General features: G+C 59.7%; 20 protein-coding genes. 8 read left to right on the top strand and 12 right to left on the bottom strand.

Annotation, left to right across the window (positions count from 1 at the left end; translation table 11 throughout):
* The first annotated feature begins 75 nt into the window (after nucleotides 1–75).
* From Q9Q94_RS08455 to fabI, 4 genes are all read left to right on the top strand, one after another.
* Nucleotides 76–615 (top strand): septation protein A, encoded by a 540-nt coding sequence (locus tag Q9Q94_RS08455; protein ID WP_305979623.1) that lies wholly within the window; start codon nucleotides 76–78, stop codon nucleotides 613–615.
* Between the two features lie 11 nt (nucleotides 616–626).
* Nucleotides 627–905: a BolA family transcriptional regulator gene (locus Q9Q94_RS08460; protein WP_305979624.1), complete on the top strand. Its 279-nt coding sequence runs from the start codon at nucleotides 627–629 to the stop codon at nucleotides 903–905.
* Nucleotides 906–943: 38 nt separating this feature from the next.
* Complete coding sequence (locus Q9Q94_RS08465; protein ID WP_305979625.1) at nucleotides 944–1,726, top strand: peptidylprolyl isomerase; 783 nt, start codon at nucleotides 944–946, stop codon at nucleotides 1,724–1,726.
* A gap of 122 nt (nucleotides 1,727–1,848) precedes the next feature.
* The gene (gene fabI / locus Q9Q94_RS08470; RefSeq protein WP_305979626.1) at nucleotides 1,849–2,640 is read left to right on the top strand and encodes an enoyl-ACP reductase FabI; all 792 of its coding nucleotides are present in this window, start codon (nucleotides 1,849–1,851) and stop codon (nucleotides 2,638–2,640) included.
* A 72-nt stretch (nucleotides 2,641–2,712) separates the two neighbouring features.
* Here fabI and Q9Q94_RS08475 read toward each other — a convergent pair whose 3' ends face one another.
* The 8 genes from Q9Q94_RS08475 to Q9Q94_RS08510 form a co-directional block, all read right to left on the bottom strand.
* Nucleotides 2,713–2,892 carry a hypothetical protein gene (locus Q9Q94_RS08475; protein WP_305979627.1) on the bottom strand — a complete coding sequence of 60 codons (180 nt, stop codon included), beginning with the start codon at nucleotides 2,890–2,892 and terminating at the stop codon, nucleotides 2,713–2,715.
* Between the two features lie 47 nt (nucleotides 2,893–2,939).
* A complete protein-coding gene (lexA, locus tag Q9Q94_RS08480; RefSeq protein WP_305979628.1) occupies nucleotides 2,940–3,569 on the bottom strand; it encodes a transcriptional repressor LexA in 630 nt (209 codons plus the stop codon).
* A gap of 183 nt (nucleotides 3,570–3,752) precedes the next feature.
* The gene (locus tag Q9Q94_RS08485) at nucleotides 3,753–4,208 is read right to left on the bottom strand and encodes a hypothetical protein (RefSeq protein WP_305979629.1); all 456 of its coding nucleotides are present in this window, start codon (nucleotides 4,206–4,208) and stop codon (nucleotides 3,753–3,755) included.
* A 10-nt stretch (nucleotides 4,209–4,218) separates the two neighbouring features.
* Complete coding sequence (gene flgL / locus Q9Q94_RS08490; RefSeq protein ID WP_305979630.1) at nucleotides 4,219–5,433, bottom strand: flagellar hook-associated protein FlgL; 1,215 nt, start codon at nucleotides 5,431–5,433, stop codon at nucleotides 4,219–4,221.
* Between the two features lie 4 nt (nucleotides 5,434–5,437).
* On the bottom strand, nucleotides 5,438–7,375 hold the full coding sequence (flgK, locus tag Q9Q94_RS08495) for a flagellar hook-associated protein FlgK (protein ID WP_305979631.1): 1,938 nt from the start codon (nucleotides 7,373–7,375) through the stop codon (nucleotides 5,438–5,440).
* A gap of 497 nt (nucleotides 7,376–7,872) precedes the next feature.
* Nucleotides 7,873–12,165 carry an ATP-dependent RNA helicase HrpA gene (gene hrpA / locus Q9Q94_RS08500; protein ID WP_305979632.1) on the bottom strand — a complete coding sequence of 1,431 codons (4,293 nt, stop codon included), beginning with the start codon at nucleotides 12,163–12,165 and terminating at the stop codon, nucleotides 7,873–7,875.
* A gap of 116 nt (nucleotides 12,166–12,281) precedes the next feature.
* Nucleotides 12,282–12,554 carry a translation initiation factor IF-1 gene (infA, locus tag Q9Q94_RS08505; RefSeq protein WP_305979633.1) on the bottom strand — a complete coding sequence of 91 codons (273 nt, stop codon included), beginning with the start codon at nucleotides 12,552–12,554 and terminating at the stop codon, nucleotides 12,282–12,284.
* A gap of 117 nt (nucleotides 12,555–12,671) precedes the next feature.
* Complete coding sequence (locus tag Q9Q94_RS08510; protein WP_305979634.1) at nucleotides 12,672–12,878, bottom strand: cold-shock protein; 207 nt, start codon at nucleotides 12,876–12,878, stop codon at nucleotides 12,672–12,674.
* An 89-nt stretch (nucleotides 12,879–12,967) separates the two neighbouring features.
* On the opposite strand from Q9Q94_RS08510, the gene Q9Q94_RS08515 reads away from it, so the two are divergent.
* A complete protein-coding gene (locus Q9Q94_RS08515; protein WP_305979635.1) occupies nucleotides 12,968–13,306 on the top strand; it encodes a hypothetical protein in 339 nt (112 codons plus the stop codon).
* Here Q9Q94_RS08515 and Q9Q94_RS08520 read toward each other — a convergent pair.
* Nucleotides 13,290–14,192 carry a LysR family transcriptional regulator ArgP gene (locus Q9Q94_RS08520; RefSeq protein ID WP_305979636.1) on the bottom strand — a complete coding sequence of 301 codons (903 nt, stop codon included), beginning with the start codon at nucleotides 14,190–14,192 and terminating at the stop codon, nucleotides 13,290–13,292. The genes Q9Q94_RS08515 and Q9Q94_RS08520 overlap by 17 nt on opposite strands.
* Nucleotides 14,193–14,388: 196 nt before the next feature.
* Here Q9Q94_RS08520 and Q9Q94_RS08525 point away from each other — a divergent pair, with 196 nt between their 5' ends.
* A complete protein-coding gene (locus tag Q9Q94_RS08525; RefSeq protein WP_305979637.1) occupies nucleotides 14,389–14,988 on the top strand; it encodes a LysE/ArgO family amino acid transporter in 600 nt (199 codons plus the stop codon).
* A gap of 236 nt (nucleotides 14,989–15,224) precedes the next feature.
* Here the strand turns inward: Q9Q94_RS08525 and kduI are convergent, their stop codons facing one another.
* Entirely contained in the window at nucleotides 15,225–16,058 is an 834-nt protein-coding gene (kduI, locus tag Q9Q94_RS08530; protein ID WP_371929844.1) for a 5-dehydro-4-deoxy-D-glucuronate isomerase, read from the bottom strand.
* A gap of 346 nt (nucleotides 16,059–16,404) precedes the next feature.
* Between kduI and Q9Q94_RS08535 the strand changes: the two genes are divergently transcribed.
* Both Q9Q94_RS08535 and Q9Q94_RS08540 read left to right on the top strand, forming a co-directional pair.
* Nucleotides 16,405–17,610, top strand: a complete 1,206-nt coding sequence (locus Q9Q94_RS08535; protein ID WP_305979639.1) for a hypothetical protein — start codon at nucleotides 16,405–16,407, stop codon at nucleotides 17,608–17,610.
* An 87-nt stretch (nucleotides 17,611–17,697) separates the two neighbouring features.
* Nucleotides 17,698–18,024 (top strand): cupin domain-containing protein, encoded by a 327-nt coding sequence (locus tag Q9Q94_RS08540; protein ID WP_305979640.1) that lies wholly within the window; start codon nucleotides 17,698–17,700, stop codon nucleotides 18,022–18,024.
* Nucleotides 18,025–18,093: 69 nt separating this feature from the next.
* Here Q9Q94_RS08540 and def read toward each other — a convergent pair whose 3' ends face one another.
* Together def and Q9Q94_RS08550 are read right to left on the bottom strand one after the other, a co-directional pair.
* The gene (gene def, locus Q9Q94_RS08545) at nucleotides 18,094–18,618 is read right to left on the bottom strand and encodes a peptide deformylase (RefSeq protein WP_305979641.1); all 525 of its coding nucleotides are present in this window, start codon (nucleotides 18,616–18,618) and stop codon (nucleotides 18,094–18,096) included.
* The gene (locus Q9Q94_RS08550) at nucleotides 18,615–19,358 is read right to left on the bottom strand and encodes an S-methyl-5'-thioinosine phosphorylase (protein WP_305979642.1); all 744 of its coding nucleotides are present in this window, start codon (nucleotides 19,356–19,358) and stop codon (nucleotides 18,615–18,617) included. The genes def and Q9Q94_RS08550 overlap by 4 nt, the downstream gene beginning before the upstream one ends.
* Nucleotides 19,359–19,367: the final 9 nt, after the last annotated feature.

Genomic DNA, 19,367 nt, shown 5'->3' on the forward strand with positions numbered 1-19,367 from the left:
TTTACACAAGCTTGATGCCGTACATCACGTGCTGAAAAGCCGTGGCCACCCAACTCGTCTATAATCCTTGTCGCTATGGATCTGCTCTTCGATTTTTTCCCTATTGCGCTGTTCTTCGCTGCGTACCAGTTTGCCGGCATTTATGTGGCAACCGGCGTGGCTATTGCGGCCTCCCTGTTTCAGCTTGCTTACGCCTGGTACGTCCTCAAGCGCGTCAAACCGATGCTGTGGGTCAGTACAGTGATCATCGTGGTCTTTGGCGGCCTTACGCTGTATCTGAACAATCCCGCCTTCATCAAGTGGAAACCCACCGTTTTGTACTGGGTGTTCACTCTTGTTCTGCTAGTCTCCGCATTTTTTCTCAAGCGCAACCTGATCCGCAAACTGCTGGAAGAACAGGTCAAACTTCCTGACATCCTCTGGCACAGGCTCAACCTTGCCTGGGCCGGCTTCTTTGCTGCGCTGGGCGTGTTGAACATTTACGTCGCCAGCAACTTCAGCGAATCAATCTGGGTCAAGTTCAAGGTGTTCGGCTGCATGGGACTGATGATCCTGTTCATCATTCCGCAAGCGGTGCTGATCTCACGCCACGTCAAGGATGAAACGCCCTCCTGAGGGTGTGCCGCATGCTGACTCGCGACTTGCTTCTTGAACATCTTGCCAGCCTGCAGCCTGTGCTGTGCGAACTGACCGACGAGAGCCACCTCCATGTCGGCCACGCAGGCGCCAAGGGAGGCGGTCACTACCGCCTGAAAATCGTTGCGGAAGCCTTTGCCGGACGATCTGCAGTCGCCCGTCACCGACTGGTGTACGCCAGTCTCGGTACGCTGATGCGTGGCGAAGTACACGCATTGAGCATTACGGCTCTGACGCCTGAAGAAAATCAGCCGGATCAGACCGCATGAATCTGCTCCACCCATCCACCGTTCGATCAGGAAATATCATGAAACTGAAGCTGAGTTGCCTTGCCATGGCGCTGGTTCTGGCGTCTTCTACCGTCCTCGCAGCAGATCCCAAGCCCTTGGCCAAGGTTAACGGTTCGCCCGTTTCAGCCGCAGCAGCGGAGCTGATGATGAACGAGCAGATTGCCCAGGGGGCGCCGAACAATGAAGAACTGCGTAGCGCCGTCAAGGACGAACTGGTACGCCGCGAAGTTCTGGCCCAGGAATCCAAAAAACGCGGACTGGACAAGAAAGCAGAGATCCAGACCCGCATTGACATGGCTCGCCAGGGCATCCTGATCGGCGCTTACATCAACGAGTGGGCCAAGACGAATCAAGTGTCCGAAACCCAGATCCGCGCCGAATATGATCGCCGCGTGGCCGAAATGTCCAGCACCGAATACAAGACGCGCCACATTCAGGTAGAAAAGCTCGAAGAGGCACAAGCCCTGATTTCCAAGCTGCAGAATGGTGCCAAGTTTGCCGATCTGGCCAAGGATTCGCTCGATACGGGTTCTCGTGACAAGGGTGGCGATATTGGCTGGGTTGCACCTCAGGGTTTGCCCAAGCAGTTCGGTGATGCCGTGGGCAAGCTCGAAGCCGGCAAATTCACGACTGTGCCGGTACAGACCCAGTATGGTTATCACGTGATCATGGTGGATGAAACCCGCAAGGCTGTTCCGCCCAGCTTTGAAGACAAGAAGAATGAACTGCGTCAGTTCCTTGAACAGCAGGCCCTGAGTACGCATGTCAACGAATTGCTGAAAAAAGCCAAGGTGGAATAAACACCGTCCCCGGATCACCGGAGAATCTATCCGGTACGGTTCTCTGCGCCGCACGCTCCGTAATCGGAGCGGCGGCTCAACACATGGCTATAATCACGCACTTTTAAAATGGGGATACCGAAATGGGGTTTCTGTCAGGCAAGCGCATCCTGATTACCGGGCTGCTGAGCAATCGCTCAATCGCCTATGGCGTTGCCAAAGCCATGCATCGCGAAGGAGCCGAGCTGGCATTCACCTACCAGAACGAACGTTTTCTAGACCGCGTCACTGAAATGGCCAAGGATTTCGACAGCACGCTGGTCTTCCCGTGTGATGTGCAGGACGACAGCCAGATCACGACCCTGTTCGACGCACTCGCCCAGCATTGGGATGGTCTCGACGGTCTCGTTCACTCCATTGCCTTTGCCCCTGGTGAAGCGCTCAAGGGCAATTTTCTGGAAGGCCTGTCACGCGAAGCATTCCGCACCGCGCACGAAGTCAGCAGCTACAGTTTTGCCGCGCTGGCCAAGGCGGCTCAACCGCTGATGAAGGGGCGCAACGGTTGCCTGCTGACGCTGAGTTACCTCGGCGCCGTACGCACCATGCCGAATTACAATGTGATGGGGCTGGCCAAAGCCAGTCTGGAGGCGGCTGTCCGCTACATGGCTGTCGCTCTCGGTCCGGAAGGCACGCGTGTTAACGCAATTTCTGCCGGGCCAATCCGCACCCTTGCCGCATCGGGCATTGGCAATTTCGGCAAACTGCTGGCTTTCAATGAGCGCAATGCACCACTGCGTCGCAATGTAACGATTGACGAAGTCGGCAACGCCGCCGCATTCCTCTGCTCTGATCTGGCGTCAGGAATGACCGCCGAGATCATGTATGTGGACAGCGGTTTCAATGCTGTTGCACTGGGTACCGACGAAGAAGTCTGATCGTCGCATCGGTGCCTTGCCAATAAAAAAGCTGCCTGCGGGCAGCTTTTTTATTGGCAAGCTTGCTTCGGATCAGCGCAGCAGTCCCAGACGACCTTCTTCGTACTGCGCCAGCAAACCCCAACTGCGCCCGCGCCGGCGCACAACTTCCAGCAGAGCCATGGGCTTGATGCTCAGGCCACGTGAAGGCCGGCCAGCCGGCTGTGCAAGCTGCAAGGTTTGCGGAAATGCGTTGTGAAAGTGATTTTTCATGCTGGACTCCGGAGCAGTTCGAGGATTTCGGGAAAAAGACGTATGGATCAGATTCGCGTAAAGCCGTCGCGGATCAGGCCGACGGCAATGCCTTCGATCGCCAGCGCGCTGCGCCGGGGATCAACCAGAATGGGTGAGAAATCGGGGTTCTCGGCAATCAGTTCGACGACGCCACCCGGCTGGCGCTTGAGGCGCTTGACGGTGACTTCATCCTCGACCCGTGCAACCACGATCTGGCCATCGCGCGCATCGGCACAGCGATGGACGGCGAGCAGATCACCTTCCAGGATGCCGGCATTGATCATCGACAGGCCGCGCACGGTCAGCAGGTAATCAGCACGCGGCGAAAACATGGCCGGATCAATCGGCAAATGACGCTGGATGTGCTCTTGTGCCAGGATCGGCGAGCCGGCTGCCACGCGGCCCACCAGCGGCAGACCTGCCGGTTCGGCGGAAGCAATTTCCTGCGTCAGACGAATGCCGCGTGCCGAACCAGACTCCAGGCGGATCACGCCTTTCTGGGCCAGCGCGCGCAGATGACTCTCTGCTGCATTGGGAGAGGCAAAACCGAAAGCGGCCGAGATTTCGACCCGGGTTGGCGGCATGCCATCAGCGGCGATGCGATCCCGGATGAAGTCGAGTATTTCCTGCTGGCGGCGGGTCAGTTCAAGGCTCATGGCAAACTCGTTTCATGCACTGTATGGCCGTACAGTACTGTACTTTTCACCAGTTGCGCAAGAAGTTTTTTTCTCTATCAAGCCTTACCCGGAGACCCGCTTGCCACCTTGTTCTTCAGGGTGATTCCCCGAACAGGCGCGCCAATCCTGGGCGTCGAGGCATGCCGACCGGAGAAGCCCGCCCTATCTGGCTGCAAGCAACTGCACTTCGGCGTAGGCGGTACGCTGTGGCAGGAGGATCCGTGAATCCACCGCCTCCTCGTAGCGCTGGATCTGATAGCCGCCCAGGCCTTGCTCGCGAGCCAGCGCTTCAGCACGCCGCGCCAGCACGTAGCGTGCTTCACCATCGCCGCCGACATGCAGGTATTGCATGCTCAGCTTATAGAGCACGCGGTTATCCGGCAGCCGGGTTTCGACAATCTCCCAGTTGGGCGCTGTTGGATCTGTCACCATGTAGACGGCTGCGAGCAGCAGCCCGACCTGAACGATGTCCGCATGCGTCACGGCATATTTCGGGAAAATGTGCAGCGAGCCCTTGGGAACAATGGAGGTATTTCCCGGAATGTCGCCTGAAAGGCTGCTGCACGCGCTCAGCCCGATGAGAATCGGCAATTGCCAGAGTTTTGCGGACAACCTCATGACGTCACCCTCAGGAAATGAAGTTGAACAACGACAGGCCTGAAATCTTGGCAAAGGTGCTGCGCGCGGCCTCAAGATAAGTTTGCTGCTGCTGGAAATCCGAGATAGCCTCGACGTAATCGAGGCCTACCAGACGCTCCAGACGATCCGCATACTGGATCTTGAGATCTTCACCGACATTCTGCAGGGCCTCGACCTCCACCTGACGCGACCCTTCCTGCGCGCGCAGGCGCAGTACATTTTCCATCGCGTTGTCGAGCCGCCCCAGGGTGTCGGCGATCATCCCCGTGTAGCCAGTACCATTGGCGTTCTCCAGACCAACAACCAGTTGCTTGAGCGTGCTGAACATATCGCTGGTAGAGCCTGGCACGGTCTGGAACGTGTCGCCCGCGACCGGAGCACCGGAAATCGTGACCTGGATTTCGGTAGTTGCGGCATTGGCCGGGTCTGGCAAGCCGATGGCCTGCCCCTCCACATAGGTTCCCGTTGCCAGTGGCGCCCCACTCATGCCCGGATCTGCCACAGTGTCGAACACGTCATAGGTCGTGGCACTGGTAAAGCGGATGGCGTAGTGGTCACCGGTGTACGGTGCAGGGCCGGAAACCGTTCCGTCGCTGATGATTGCTGTCGTCGAATTCGTGCTACTGGTGAAGGCGCCGTTGACCGAATCGATATTCATGAACAGCTCGTTGCCATTCACACTGACCGGAATCTGGCGTGTGTTCGAGACCTGCAGCGTGCGCGTTCCCTGATCCCCCTGATAGTTCACCCCCGCCAGATTGCCGGTAAAGGCCGCGGTGTTGCCTACGTAGCCCGAAAACAGATACTCGCCCTGAGAGTCCTGTGTATTGGCCAGACTGAGCAGGCTGTCGAACTGGGCACGGATGTCGGTGGCGATCGATTGCTTGTCACTGGTCGACAGCGAAGGATTGCCTGCCTGGATGACCCGCTCACGCACATAATCAAGCACGTCATGAATGGCGCCCAGCTGGGAGTCCAGGTTTTTCAGCGCATCAATGGCCGCGCCCTGATTTTCCTTCTGCACAGCCAGGTGCGAAATGGACTGGGATACCTCCAGAGCACGCGCCGAGGCAACCGGGTCGTCGCTGGGCGAAACCACCCTGCGGCCGGTGGAGAGTTGCTGCTGCGTATGTACGAGATCCACCTGCTGACGACCGATGGTCGACACATTGGTGTCATAGATCATGGATGTACTGATTCTCATGACGTCACCCCATGATGGAAAGAATGTCATCAAACAAGGAGTTGGCCACCCCGATGCAGCGCGCAGCCGCCTGATAGATCTGCTGATAGCGCAACAGATTGGCCGCTTCTTCGTCCAGATTTACACCGGAAAGCCCTTGCTGTGCCGCGGTCGCCTGATCCAGCAAGCCCTGCTGGGCTTCTGCATTCACTTTGGCTTCGCTGGTCTTGGTGCCGACATCACTGACCATCTGCGAATAGGCATAGCCATAAGTAGCCGTCCCGCCCAGCAGACTCTTGGTTGACTGCAGGTTATACAAGGCGCTGGCATTGCGCGCGTCCTTGGTGCCACCAACATTGGTGCTGATCGTGAAGGAGTCGCCATTGGCCGGCCGACCGGCAATCGAGAAAGTCAGATCCGGATTGGTCAGCGTCACGCTGGTGCCTGCAGCGTTGCTGCCCGGGTTATAGGCAATCGTCGCCGGGGTGGCGCCGGTGACGTTGAACTGATTCAAGGCAGAGTCAAACGTCAGGGTGATCGGCGTTGCAATATGCGCTGCCGGCGAGGCCAGAATGCCGGTTAGGCTGTTGGCAACAGGCTGCGTTACCGAACCCGTACCCGTGTTGGTGCTTGTTGCTGCAGCACGCACCGGCGAGGCCGCTGCAATCAGACTCGTATCCTTGATGGCCACACCGATATCACGCGCAGCGAAGCGCGTCGGCTGAATCAGCACCCGATCACCTGCCGCCATCGTACCGGTGAAGCTCAACCCGTCCACATTCGTCGGCAGGGTCGCGCCGCTATACACCACGCCACTGTCTGAAGTGCGCGTCAGCGAATAATTGGTTCCATCGTAGGCCAGCACATAGTCATTGGTCGTCAGACCCGCCACACTGCTGATCGAAGACGTGATCGCCGCAGTGGATGCCGTACCGGTCACCAGATTCGGCAAATTTTGCTGGGCAGGCGCCATTGCGGTGAAATAATTGCCGCCCATCTGCCCCGTCAGATCCTGCCCCAGTCGATGCTGGGCGTTGAATTCGGTGGCCAGACTGATAGCAATCCGCCCCAGCGCATTCTGTGCAGAGTCGAGTGAGTCCGAGCGATAGCTCAGCAAGCCCCCCAGCTTACCGCCGGTAAGGAGATTCTCTGGAATCGGCACTACCCCGCCGCCCACCAGCTGGACCCCCACGGTAGAACGACTCGGGTCCGTTGAAGAAGCGACCGTCGACAGCGAAAAGACATCCGCGCCCATCACCAGTGGCTGGCCTGACCCGATGAATACGTTGATCGTGCCATCGCTGTTGGCCGTCGTTGTGGTCTTGATCTGCTGATTAAGCTGAGCCACCACCGCATCGCGCATGTCCAGCAGGTCGTTGGCGGGGACATTCGGCCCAGCCGCCTGTGCGGTCACGATCTTCTGATTCAGGCTGGCAATCTTGTCAGCCAGGGAATTGATGTCGGTAACAGCGCTGCCGATCTGGGTCTCCACACCCGCGCGAACTTCCTCAAGTCGCGTCTGCATGGCCTGAAAACGCGTCACCAGCGCTTCTGAGGTAGACAGCATCGACTGCCGCGACGGCACGCTGCTCGGGTCTGCAGCCACTTGCTGCACTCCGCGGAAGAACTCCTCCAGCGCCGGATTCAGGCCTGCAGTCTCATCGGACAGAAGATTGTCCACCTGCGAAATCTGGTTGTAATAGGTTTCGTACTGCACCCGCGTCGTATCGGCCGCCATGACCTGCGCCGTCAGGAACTGGCTGTAGACCCGCTTGACCGTCGCAACCTCGGTGCCCTGACCGAAAAAACCGACCCCGGTGAACATCGGGTCGGCGGTGGTCTGCACAACCTGTTGCCGGGTATAGCCTGACACGCTCGCATTCGAGATGTTATGGCTGGTCGTGTTCAATGCTGCCTGGGCGGCATTGAGACCGGTGAGGGAAATACTGAGTAGGCCTGCCATGATCGAGCGCTCCTGCTGCTATCTACGACCATGTATCGCAATTCTGGTGCCAGAAGCGCCCGTCACCCAAAAAACAAACAGCAAGCCTTTGTTTTTATTAAACAAACTCAAAAGGCAAAACCAGCCGAACGAAGCCCGGATCGACTCCTTCCAGTTTGGCCGGCAAGAATTGCCGGGGCCGAACATGGCGGACCCGATGACGCGCAGCCCGGGACGCGCCCGGCTCCCTTCAGAGCCCACCATCCATACCGTCAGTGCAGCAGGCATGCCTCGAAGAACCGCCTGCATAGCCATTCTTCAGGCATGCCTGCCCACCACACAAGCACGACAAGGCAGATCAGACCGCCTGCCTGAAGATGCCCGCCAGATGCGGCTCTTCAGACAGATATTCACGCAAAGAAGACTTCAAGCACCGCCAGGCCCGGCATTCGCCAAGGCACTTGTCGGGCTTCAATCTCGCCTGCGACCCGAAGCGTTCGCTCAGGCTAGCGCTCCGGTTAACGTGGCCGCGAGTCCCAGATCTTCTGCAGGCGCTTCACACTCACCGGCATCGGCGTCTTCAGCTCCTGCGCGTAGAGGCCCACGCGCAGCTCCTCCAGCAGCCAGCGGAACTCCTCCAGTTGCGGATCAATCAGGCCGCCGCGCTGCATGGCGATCCATTCGCGTTCCCATGGCCCGGCCAGTGATTTCCACTCGGCCATCAGCTGCGTGTCGCGCGCGGGGTTGTTGCGCATCTTCTCGATACGCACGTCGATAGCTTTGAGATAACGCGGGAAGAGCGCGAGCTTCTCGAAGGGATAGGCGATCAGGAAGTTCTTGGGCAGCAGCTTGCCTACCTGCCCCTGCACGTCAGCCAGCAAGTCCGGGAAGCCCTTGAGGCTGGCGAAGCGCTTCTGCAGCGAGGCGTGCTCGGTGAGCAGCATTTGCACGAGGCGCATCAGCTCCTGCGCGACTAGGCTGACGCGGGTCTTGGCTTCCAGCGCGCGCTGGTTGAAGTCGGTGGCATTCACCGGCAGCGGCGCCATCAGGCAGGTGCGGATCAGAGTGGCTTCGAGAAGCTGCTCCTTGAGCTCGCCCTCGGTGCCAAAGGGTATGAACTGCAGAGCAAGGCCACGCAGGCCCGGCAGACGCTCTACCGCCTTGACCTGATCCTTGAGATTCAGCGCGAAGAGGCGCACCAAGCCCTTGCGATGCACGCGCGCCGCTTCCTCTTCAGTATCGAAAGGCCGCAGGCTGACCGAATCGCCATCGTCGTGCAGCGCCGGGAAGCCGATCAGGTTGCGCTTGCCGATCTTCACTTCCAGCAATTCCGGCAGCGGGCCAAAGCTCCAGCTGGTGATGCCGGAGAAGGCCGTGTGCTGGCCGTCTGCATCGCGCATGTCGGCAGAGGCAGGCGCATCGCGGCTCTCCACGGCACCGGCCTGCGGAGCCTTGCCGGGCGCGGCTTGCGGAGATGCCGTCTCCTTGCCCTGCACATTCAATGCAGCAAGCTGGGCACCCATCGAGCCTTCGATCTGGGCGGCGCGGAAGGCGGCCGCCGCCATATCCTTGAGCTTCAGGCGCAATTCGGCGAGATCGCGCGATTGATCAAGCACGCGGCCGTGCTGGTCGATCACGCGGAAATTCATGAAGCAGTGCGGATTCAGGTTCTCGAAACGGAAACTGGCCATGTCCAGCTTGTAGCTCACGCGTTCCTCGACGAAACGCTGGAGTGCCCTCACCAGCGGCTCGTCCTGCTTGTACTCGCCCTCCTCGATCGCATCGAGAAAGGCGCGCGTGCTCTCGCCTATCGGCTGCAGGCGGTGGCGATGGCGCTGCGGCACGGTCTTGAGCAGCGCGGTGACCTTCTCCTCCAGCATGCCCGGCACCAGCCATTCACAGCGGTTCGCCGGCACCTGATTGAGCATCGCCACCGGCACCGTGAGCGTGACGCCATCATCGTTGGCACGCGGCTCATGCACATACGTGAGCTTGAGGTGCTGGCCCATCACTTCGAATTCGGCCGGAAACTTGTCGCTGGTCGCGCCCGCCGCCTCGTGGCGCATCAGCTGCTCGCGTTCCAGATGCAGGCACTTCGGATTCGCCCGCTCGGCCTGCTTGCGCCAGGCTTCGAACATGCGCAGATCGGTGACTTCAGCCGGGATCTGGGCGTCGTAGAAAGATTCGATCAGCGCGTCATCGACCAGCAGATCAGGGCGGCGCATCTTCTGCTCGAGGCGCTCGATCTCGGCGATCAGGCGCCGGTTGTGCTGGAAGAAGGGCATGTTGCGCGCGGCCGCTTCATCGATCTCGCCAGCAACCAGGCCGTCGCGGATCAAGAGCTCACGGCACAGCGCCGGACCTTCCTTGTCGAAACCACAGGGGCGGCGCGGGTAGAGCGTGATGCCGTGGAGCACGCCGCGCTCCCAGGCGCGCACGGCGCCCTTGGCCTTCTCCCAGTGCGGCTCGTAGACGCTCTTCCTCACCAGATGCGCGCCGACCTCCTCCAGCCATTCCGGCTCGATCTTGGCGATGCAGCGTGCGAAGAGCTTGCTGGTGTCGATCAGCTCGGCGGCCATCAGCCACTTGCCGACACGCTTGGCCATGAAGGAGCCCGGATGCGGCCAGAACTTGATGCCACGCGCGCCGTTGAAGGCACCGACCCAGGGGCCGCTCGCATCCTCGATCTTCACGCCGACATGCCCGAGAAGTCCGGCCAGCAAGGATTTGTGGATGGCCTCATAGGAAGCACCCTGCCCACCTGACTTTGCAGGAGGCTTGGCTGCCTCGGCCGGCTGGATCTTCCCTTGCAGCTTGTCGAAAGTTTTGACGCGCTGCGCCTGTGCTGATGGCTTGCTCTCGGCCTTCGGCTTGGCGGGTTTGGCAGTTTCAGCAGCGTCGGTGGCCCCCGCTTTCGGCTCCTTGTGAATCCAGCCATGCTCAGCGCACAACTCATGCAGCTGGGTGTGAATGTCGCGCCACTCCCGCATGCGCAGCCAGGAGAGGAAATTCGTCTTGCACCAGGTCTTCTGCTTGCTGGAGCCTTCGTGACGCCAGACCTCGTCGGCGGCCTGCCACAGGTTCCAGTACCAGAGAAATTCGCTCTTCGGCTCGGCCTTGTCATCCGGCGCAACACGGAAGCGCGCATGCGCCTGATCGGCGGTGCCGGGTTGCTCTGGCGGGCGCTCACGCGGGTCCTGAACCGACAAGGCCGCAGCGATCACCAGCACCTCACGCAAGGCGCCGCGATCACGCGCGGCGAGGATCATGCGGCCGATCTTCGGGTCCAGCGGCAGCTTGGAAAGCTCGCGGCCGATGGGAGTCAGTTCATTGTCATCATCGACCGCGCCCAGCTCGTTGAGCAGCTGGTAGCCATCGGCAATCATCTTGCCGCTGGGCTTGTCGATGAAGGGGAAGTCTTCCACCGCACCGAGGCGCAGCGACTTCATGCGCAGGATCGCGCCGGCCAGTGAGCAGCGCAGCACTTCCGGCTCAGTGTGCGCGAGGCGGCGATTGAAATCGTCCTCGCTATACAGGCGGATGCAGATGCCGTCCTGCACCCGGCCGCAACGCCCGGCGCGCTGCTTGGCCGCACTCTGCGCGATCTTCTCGATCTGCAGCAGCTCGACCTTGTTGCGGTGCGAATAGCGGTTCAGGCGCGCCAAGCCCGCATCCACCACGTAGCGGATGCCCGGCACGGTCAGCGAGGTTTCGGCGACGTTGGTGGAAAGCACCACGCGGCGCCCGTTCGAGCGCGAGAACACGCGTGCCTGCTCGGCCGCAGACTGGCGTGCAAACAGCGGCAGGATTTCGGTGCTCGGCAGATGGTCCTTGCGCAAGGCTTCGGCGGCTTCGCGAATCTCGCGCTCGCCCGGCAGGAAGACCAGCACATCACCCGGCCCTTCGCGCTGCAGCTCGCTCACGGCTTCGACGATGCCCTCGTAGAGATCGCGATTCGGGTTGCGATTTTTCGGCGCGGCAGTGCGCACACCGGCGCGCAGCAATGGCTTGGAGGTGACTTCCTCTTCATCCTCGATTGGCCGGTAGCGCACTTCGATGGGATAAAGACGGCCAGAGACTTCCAGCACCGGTGCGAGCTTGTCGCCCTGCGCGAAGTGCTTGGCGAAGCGCTCGGCGTCCAGTGTGGCGGAGGTGACGATCACCTTCAGGTCCGGCCGGCGCGGCAGGAGCTGACGGATGTAGCCGAGCAGAAAGTCGATGTTGAGGCTGCGTTCGTGTGCCTCATCGATAATCAGCGTGTCGTAAGCTGAGAGCAGCGGATCACCCTGCGTCTCGGCAAGCAGGATGCCGTCGGTCATCAGCTTGATGTAGCTGTCGGCACTGGCGTGGTCGGTAAAACGCACCTTGAAGCCGACTGTGCCGCCCAGCTCGCTGCCCAGCTCTTCGGCAATCCGTGTAGCGGTGGCGCGCGCAGCCAGTCGCCGTGGCTGGGTGTGGCCGATCAGGCCGGCTTCGCCGCGCCCGAGTTCGAGGCAGATCTTGGGGAGCTGGGTAGTCTTGCCGGAGCCGGTTTCGCCACAGATGATGACGACCTGATGTTCGCGGATCGCCCTAGCGATCTCGTCACGGCGCTGATTGACCGGCAACTCGGCCGGGAAAGTCGGTCGCGGCAGCTTCTCACGCCGCGCGGCGCGGATCGCAATGGATTTCTCGATGCGCTCGCGCAGCGCCTCCGGCAAATCAGCAAGCTTTTGCGGGCGAGTCTTCAGCTCACGCAAAGCCCGACGCAATGCCGGACGGTCACGCGTCAAAACAAGGTTCAGCAGGTCGGACAAATCCGGAGAAGACATCGAACGGCGCGCCAGTCAGGCCATCAGGCAAGGGGCGCCATTCTAACCGGCCAGCGACATCAGAGTCCGCAAAGCGGAAACTGAAGTTAAGGAATTACCGGATGCAAGCGTACTGATCAGCGACGACGTTGCGGCGCAGCGCCACCACTTGCGGGACCAGGACCACGGCCTTCGATATGGCGGAAAGTGATGCGACCTTTGCTCAGATCATAGGGCGACATTTCCAGCGACACCTTGTCGCCAGCGAGAATGCGGATGTGGTGCTTGCGCATCTTGCCCGAGGTGTAGGCAATCAGCTGGTGACCATTTTCAAGGGTCACACGGAAACGCGAATCCGGCAGAACTTCGTCCACCGCGCCGTTCATTTCAATCAGTTCTTCTTTTGCCATGCGTACTCCAGCAAGAGTTTAAAAAAAGAAAAGCCCGGCAAGAGCCGGGCCTTTCCGGTAGGGAGGGATTGCAGCCAAGGCAACGCACAAACGCATTGCCAGCCGTACAACCCTGCCTTACTCGGCTTCGCGGATGTTGGCCGCTTGCTCGCCCTTCGGGCCGGTGATGACGTCAAACGTCACGCGCTGATTTTCTTGCAGCGTCTTGAAGCCCGAGCCCTGAATTGCGGAGAAGTGGGCGAAAAGATCCTTGCCGCCGCCATCGGGAGTGATGAAGCCGAAACCCTTGGAATCATTGAACCACTTCACGGTACCTGTTGCCATCTTGTATATCCTTAAAAATTAAAAAATGGGGATGCCCCCAGAGCCGGGTAAAAACCCTTTGGCTCTGCGAAGCTCAAGACAGCGGGGTGATGAAGGAGGAAATTACCGGAGGGAACCGGGCACTTACGCCGGACAACAAACAGCACAACTTGAAAATCGCCTGCGCACTCTGCACTGAAAACCGGCTTTTTGCAAACAAAATCTTGCTGTCTGGCGAAAAAACCGCTGTCTGCGTTGCTACGACACGCCTGATGCACGCCCTGCTCCTCCATTCAGGACCGGCAACGAAACGCCAAATGGATATTTGCACTGAGATGCCCGAAGCGCCTTGTTGGAAGCCATCTTTCAGGCTGCACCGTCTGAAACGCTTTCCAGGCAAGCCTCCTGCAGACCCAAGCCAGAAGCAGATCTTCAGGCATCGCCGCTAATCGGCGCCAGCGCTTGCATCGCCCCCGCGACCAGTGCCTTGCCCAGGCTGCCGATCAGCTCTGACTCCAGTTGCCAGGTGTGCCAGTAGAGCGGCACGCTGACCGGCACATCGGGCGTCACATTCACCAGTAAACCGGCATCCAGCGCACTCTGGCATTGCAGCAAAGGCATCATGCCGTAACCGTAGCCAAGTACGGCAGCTTGCAGATAAGCCTCGAATGCCGGCACGAAGTGATGCGGAAAACGTGGCTCATGCCAGTTCAGGCAGCGGCTCAGGTGATCCGCCTGCAAGGCGTCACGGCGATTGAAGACCAGTGCCGGAGCCTTGCGCGCTGCGGCGAGCTCCAGCCCCCGGGGGAAGTAACGACGCACGAAGGCCGGTGCAGCCGCACAGACGTAAGCCATCTCGCCGAGCGGCACGACACTGAAACCCTTGGCGGCAACCGGATCCGAACCGATCGAGCCGATTACCTCGCCATTACGAAGGCGGGCCTGGGTCAGCGTCTGATCGTCGACGACGAACTCCAGGGTCACCGCATGCTGATCCATCCACTCGGTCAGCGCGGGGAGCACCCAGGTGCCCAAGCTATCGGCATTCACCGCCAGACGCAGCTGCCCGTGAGTGGCCCCTTCAAGCACCTCCGGCCACACCTCCATGGCCAGCAGGCGGGTCTGTCGCGCAAAGCGCAGCAAGGGCTGGGCAGCAGGCGTGGGCTTGACGGGGCGAGTGCGAAACAGCAAGGGCAAGCCGATTTGCGACTCCAGCGCGCGGATGCGCTGAGAGACCGCGGACTGGGTGATCGACAGCACGCTGGCCGCCTTGTCGAAGCTGCCTTCAGTCACGACAGCCTCAAGGCAGGCAAGGAGCGAGAAATCCACATTCATTAGAGATCCTTAATAAACATGAAAGTTATTCAGGATGCTAATGCAACACAGCAAGTCCCGCTACATTCGCTGCAAGTCATTTACTGGAATGCCCGCAGAAAAGCGCGCGGAGTTTCAGGCAACAGTGCCGCTCATGACAGGAACTGCGCACCCGGCCTGATCCATGCGCTCAAGGGCTTCCATCTGGGAGAACACCATGAACAGCTTCATTCAGGGATTTACGGTCAGCGGCGGGCTGATCCTCGCCATCGGGGCACAAAACGCGCACGTGCTGAAGATGGGCCTGACCCGCCAGCATGTGTTGCCAACGGTACTGATCTGCGCCATTTCCGATGCGTTGCTGATCGGCCTGGGCATCGGCGGCATGGGCGCCCTGCTCGATCAATGGCCACAAGCCGTGCGACTGGCAACCTGGGCGGGCGCCGCCTTCCTGTTCTGGTACAGCCTGAGTTCGCTGCGCGCGGCGTTTACCCGGCGCAGTCTGCAAACCGCCGGAGACACCCCTCGCACCAGTCTGCGCGCTGCCGTGCTGATGATTCTGGCCTTCACTTACCTGAACCCGCACACCTATCTGGACACTGTCGTGTTGATCGGCTCAATCGGCGCCCACCTCGCCAATGGCGAGCGCCTGATTTTCTGGCTGGGCTGCATCACTGCTTCGGCAACCTGGTTCACCCTGCTCGGTTTCGGTGCCCACAAACTGTCGCCGCTGTTCGCCAAACCTCAATCCTGGCGCGTGCTGGATGCGCTGGTAGGAGTGGGCATGGGGGCACTCGCCTTCAATCTGGTGCATTAACACCCGCAGCAGGCTTCCCGGCAAGCCGCATGCAGCAATGATCTTCAGATAGGCATGCCGGCAAAGCTCATGAACAGGGCATTTCCGGCTTGATAGCCCGTAGAGCGAGACTGCAAGCGGCTCTTCATCCGCCTCCAAGAAATACGGCAATGCAATGCTTTGCTTTGCTCCGCCAAACCAACAAAAACGCCGGTCAGTTCCCTGCCGGCGTTTGTATTTGTCGAACCTGAGCCGAATTACTTCAGGGTGGTCATGGCGACGTGATCCATGTCCGGGAAGGTCTGGTTCTCGCCCGCCATGCCCCAGATGAAGGTATAGGCTTGCGTGCCTACGCCGGTATGAACCGACCAGGACGGCGAAATCACGGCCTGCTCGTTACGCATCACGATATGGCGGGTCTCGGTCGGTTCGCCACACATGTGGAAAACCACGCTGTCCGGGCTCATGTTGAAGTAGAAATACACTTCCATGCGACGCTCGTGCGTGTGGCAAGGCATGGTGTTCCACATGCTGCCTTCTTCCAGCTTGGTCAGGCCCATGATCAGCTGACAGGAATCCACCACACCAGGCACGATGTACTTGTTGATGGTGCGCTTGTTGGAGGTCTTGGCGTCGCCCATGGTCTGCGGGCTGGCCATATCCCGGGTGACTTTCTTGATCGGGTAAGCGGCATGGGCCGGGGTGCTGTTGTAATAGAACTTGGCCGGCGCATCCTTGCTGACGCTCCTGAATGCCAGCTCCTTCGAGCCCTTGCCGATATACAGCGCCTCCTCATGACCAATGTCGTACGAAACTCCGTCAACGACAATCACACCGGCACCACCGATGTTGATCACGCCCATTTCGCGGCGCTCCAGGAAATAGGCCGTGCCGTAGGTCTTGCCCAGATCCGGCATGACGACCTCACCGGCCACCGGCATGATGCCGCCGAAGACGATGCGATCGACGTGGCTATAGGTCATGGTGATCTGGTCTGCGGCAAAAATCTGCTCGGCCAGATATTCTTTGCGCAAGCCTTCGGTATCAAGGGTCTTGCTGTAGGCGGCATTCACGGACTGGCGGATATCGATCTGCATTATTTACTCCATCATTTTGTGGCGAGGAAGCTGCACGAAGTGCGTGCCTCCGGGCGGGGGGACTCACGGCACTGCTCAGACGCCGGATTGTACCCGCCTCATTCCGCATCCTGAAGTCACAAAAACAGACGCTGACGCGGGAGGCTCCGTGGCACTCAGCCCTCCGTCTGGACTTAATCAGGCTCTTTTTAGCGTCATCAGACGGCGAATTTTGCAAATTTGCCACATTCCCATGTGAACAGCATGCATGCAGCGTGCTCCGGGTTATCATCGCAATACAAGTATAAGTCCGCGTCAACACTGGCGTTGCGCAAGATAGAACGAGCGGGGAGATCTATTGATGGAAACGGAATACCGGGTGGTTTTTGCAGGCGTCGTGCTGGAAGGGTTTGACCCCGAGGTCGTCAAGCATGCAGCCAGTTCGCGCCTGAAAGCCTCGCCGGAGCAGCTCGAACGCCTGTTCTCTGGCCGCACCGCAGTGCTGAAAAAAGGCCTGAACAGCGAGACGGGAGCGCGCTATGTAGCCGAGCTGACTCGCCTCGGCATGCAGGTCAAGCTCGAAGCCACCATTCTGACAACGGCAGCCAGCCCCGTCATCCAGCCGCCTGCTCCGCCCCGTCCTGCCCCATCTTCCGACCTCGAAAAAACCCAGGTAGCCACGCCTGATGCGCTGGCGCGTTATCTGAATGATGAGCCGGACCTGTCGAACGCTCCAACGCTGGTCGTGCCACGCACACGCGTTCAGGAACTTTCCCGTCCAGCCCACGCACAAGACCCTTCCAGCGCCCCCACCGAGATCGTTCCCCGTGATCGTCAGGCCGAGATCCGGCGAAAAATGGAAGCCGCACAGGCCGCAGCGGAGGATCCATCCAGCGCGCCAACCCTGATCGTCCCACGTGATCAGCTGACAGAAACCCGTCGCCATCTTGAGCAGGCCTTGGCGGCACAAGGCGATCCATCCAGCGCGCCAACAGTAATCGTCCCGCGCAGCAAACAGACTGTCAGCGGGACAGTAGTCGTCCAGCAGGGCGCCGAGCACCTGCGCAACAAGACGGGGAGCGAAGGAAAGCACGATCCCGAACGCACCCTGATCGCCAACGCAGGAGCGCTGGAGGCCTACCTGGCCGCCAATACAGGCGCCAGCCCGATGGGCAACATGACCAGCACCGACATCCAGCAACCCGCCGTGCAGCAGGAACAGGGAAACGAACCGTCGCCGGCTGCGCAGACAACGCCTCCAGTGCCGCCCCGCCACCCACCACTCCCCGAAGCGGCAATCCTGTCACACACCACGCCTCCCACCCCTGCTGACCAGATTCTGGCCGGACAGTCTGCGCCCGCAGTACAAGGCGTGCCGCTACAGACTTTTCAGACGCCCATAACAAGCTCCGGGCAACTCCGGGCTGAACTTGATGCGGAAAATGATCGTGAAGAGGCCAAAACAGGCTTTGCAGCACTGTCCTCGACACGCCAGCTGCTACTGATCACTCTGGGCGGCGGAGCCCTTCTGGCATTGGTGATCTGGCTGACAACCGTTCTTGAATGAACTGTCGAAGCAAGAATGGCGGCCCCGTGCTTGCGTCAGAGGAGTGACTACGTATAATCGCGGGCTGTCACTTGGAGGATTTCAGAAATGTTCGTATTCAGCAAAGATTGCCCGCTCGAAGATCTGGGCAATGGTGTCAGCCGCCGCATTCTCGCCCATGGCGGCAAGATGATGCAGGTGGAAGTTCACTTCGCCGATGGCGCTATCGGTTACATGCACAACCACCCGCATGAGCAACTGACTCACATCCTTTCCGGCGAGTTCGAATTCACCATCGGTGATGTGACCAAGATCGTCAAGACCGGCGACACCCTGTACAAGGAACCGAACATCATGCACGGCTGCAAGTGCCTGAAAGCTGGCGTGCTGCTGGACACCTTCACGCCGATTCGCGAAGACTTCCTGACCAAGTAAGCGCGCGTGACAGACAACAAAAAACCGGCCTGAGAGCCGGTTTTTTGTTGTCCACATTCAATAACAAGTTCAGGCGCTTTCAGCCGCTAGAGAAATCTCATCGCTGAAACCGAAACGCCGGAAATCCTGCACCCGCATCGGATAGAGCACGCCATCCAGATGATCGCATTCATGCTGCACAACCCGAGCGTGAAACCCATCTACCACGCGTTCGATGCGGCTACCGAACGGATCAAATCCGCCATATCGCAAATTCAGATAGCGCGGCACAACACCACGCAGACCGGGTACTGACAGGCAACCTTCCCAGCCCTCCTCCCGCTCGTCTCCAATGAACTCCAGCACCGGATTGATCAGAACGGTCAAAGGTACTTCCGGCGCATCGGGATAGCGCTCACTGAATTCGAAGCCGAAAATCACCACACGCAGATTCACGCCAATCTGCGGGGCCGCCAATCCGACACCGCCTTCGTGCTCCATTGTCTCAAACATGTCAGCAATCAGGGCGTGCAACTCCGGCGTATCAAAGGCGCTTACCTCTGCAGCCTGACGCAGCAGACGGGGGTCCCCCATGCGCAAAACAGGCCGGATCATGCGCAAGTACTACAAAAATGCTGTAGCAGCTTGTGCACCCGGTTCATGGCCTGCTTAAGCGTCGTTTCAATTGACTCCATGTGGATGCCGTGAGTGCTGTTGCCGCGCCCGGCAGCGTGATTTGCCACCACAAGAATCGCCGCGTACGGGATTTCCAGCTCGCGGGCCAGGACAGCTTCGGGCATGCCCGTCATGCCGACTACGTGCGCACCATCCCGCTCCAGGCGCGCCACTTCAGCGGCAGACTCCAGCCGTGGCCCCTGAGTGGCGGCGTAAGTGCCGCCATCAATGACTTCTTCATCGGCTTGTTGCGCCGCAACAAGAATGCGCTGACGCAAACCGGCGTCGTAAGGGTCGGTAAAATCGACGTGCACAACCGGGCTGTCACCTCCATCGAAGAATGTCGACTTGCGCCCCCAGGTGTAATCAATGATCTGATCTGGCACGAGAATCACACCCGGCCCCAGGTGATCAGAAATCCCTCCTACCGAGGCAACCGAAATGATGGCTTGGGCACCGGCCTGCTTGAGCGCCCAGATATTGGCACGATAGTTCACCACATGCGGCGGAATCGTGTGGCCATAGCCATGACGGGCAATGAACACGGTTTGCTGGTCACACAGATGGCCGAATTGCAGCGCCCCGGAAGGCTCGCCATAAGGCGTACGCACAACCTCGCGACGAGTGATGTCGAGGTTGGAAAGCTGGCTGAGACCACTGCCACCAATGATTGCAATCATGTCGGAGTA

It is taken from the genome of Uliginosibacterium sp. 31-16 (assembly GCF_030730865.1).
Classification (GTDB): Bacteria; Pseudomonadota; Gammaproteobacteria; order Burkholderiales; family Rhodocyclaceae; genus Uliginosibacterium.

What these genes read in the sequence shown, in the direction of transcription:
- Q9Q94_RS08455 (WP_305979623.1), top strand. Translation starts at nt 76, where the DNA reads ATGGATCTGCTCTTCGATTTTTTCCCTATTGCGCTGTTCTTCGCTGCG.
- Q9Q94_RS08460 (WP_305979624.1), top strand. Translation starts at nt 627, where the DNA reads ATGCTGACTCGCGACTTGCTTCTTGAACATCTTGCCAGCCTGCAGCCT.
- Q9Q94_RS08465 (WP_305979625.1), top strand. Translation starts at nt 944, where the DNA reads ATGAAACTGAAGCTGAGTTGCCTTGCCATGGCGCTGGTTCTGGCGTCT.
- fabI (WP_305979626.1), top strand. Translation starts at nt 1,849, where the DNA reads ATGGGGTTTCTGTCAGGCAAGCGCATCCTGATTACCGGGCTGCTGAGC.
- Q9Q94_RS08475 (WP_305979627.1), bottom strand. Translation starts at nt 2,892, where the DNA reads ATGAAAAATCACTTTCACAACGCATTTCCGCAAACCTTGCAGCTTGCA.
- lexA (WP_305979628.1), bottom strand. Translation starts at nt 3,569, where the DNA reads ATGAGCCTTGAACTGACCCGCCGCCAGCAGGAAATACTCGACTTCATC.
- Q9Q94_RS08485 (WP_305979629.1), bottom strand. Translation starts at nt 4,208, where the DNA reads ATGAGGTTGTCCGCAAAACTCTGGCAATTGCCGATTCTCATCGGGCTG.
- flgL (WP_305979630.1), bottom strand. Translation starts at nt 5,433, where the DNA reads ATGAGAATCAGTACATCCATGATCTATGACACCAATGTGTCGACCATC.
- flgK (WP_305979631.1), bottom strand. Translation starts at nt 7,375, where the DNA reads ATGGCAGGCCTACTCAGTATTTCCCTCACCGGTCTCAATGCCGCCCAG.
- hrpA (WP_305979632.1), bottom strand. Translation starts at nt 12,165, where the DNA reads ATGTCTTCTCCGGATTTGTCCGACCTGCTGAACCTTGTTTTGACGCGT.
- infA (WP_305979633.1), bottom strand. Translation starts at nt 12,554, where the DNA reads ATGGCAAAAGAAGAACTGATTGAAATGAACGGCGCGGTGGACGAAGTT.
- Q9Q94_RS08510 (WP_305979634.1), bottom strand. Translation starts at nt 12,878, where the DNA reads ATGGCAACAGGTACCGTGAAGTGGTTCAATGATTCCAAGGGTTTCGGC.
- Q9Q94_RS08515 (WP_305979635.1), top strand. Translation starts at nt 12,968, where the DNA reads ATGAAGGAGGAAATTACCGGAGGGAACCGGGCACTTACGCCGGACAAC.
- Q9Q94_RS08520 (WP_305979636.1), bottom strand. Translation starts at nt 14,192, where the DNA reads ATGAATGTGGATTTCTCGCTCCTTGCCTGCCTTGAGGCTGTCGTGACT.
- Q9Q94_RS08525 (WP_305979637.1), top strand. Translation starts at nt 14,389, where the DNA reads ATGAACAGCTTCATTCAGGGATTTACGGTCAGCGGCGGGCTGATCCTC.
- Q9Q94_RS08535 (WP_305979639.1), top strand. Translation starts at nt 16,405, where the DNA reads ATGGAAACGGAATACCGGGTGGTTTTTGCAGGCGTCGTGCTGGAAGGG.
- Q9Q94_RS08540 (WP_305979640.1), top strand. Translation starts at nt 17,698, where the DNA reads ATGTTCGTATTCAGCAAAGATTGCCCGCTCGAAGATCTGGGCAATGGT.
- def (WP_305979641.1), bottom strand. Translation starts at nt 18,618, where the DNA reads ATGATCCGGCCTGTTTTGCGCATGGGGGACCCCCGTCTGCTGCGTCAG.
- Q9Q94_RS08550 (WP_305979642.1), bottom strand. Translation starts at nt 19,358, where the DNA reads ATGATTGCAATCATTGGTGGCAGTGGTCTCAGCCAGCTTTCCAACCTC.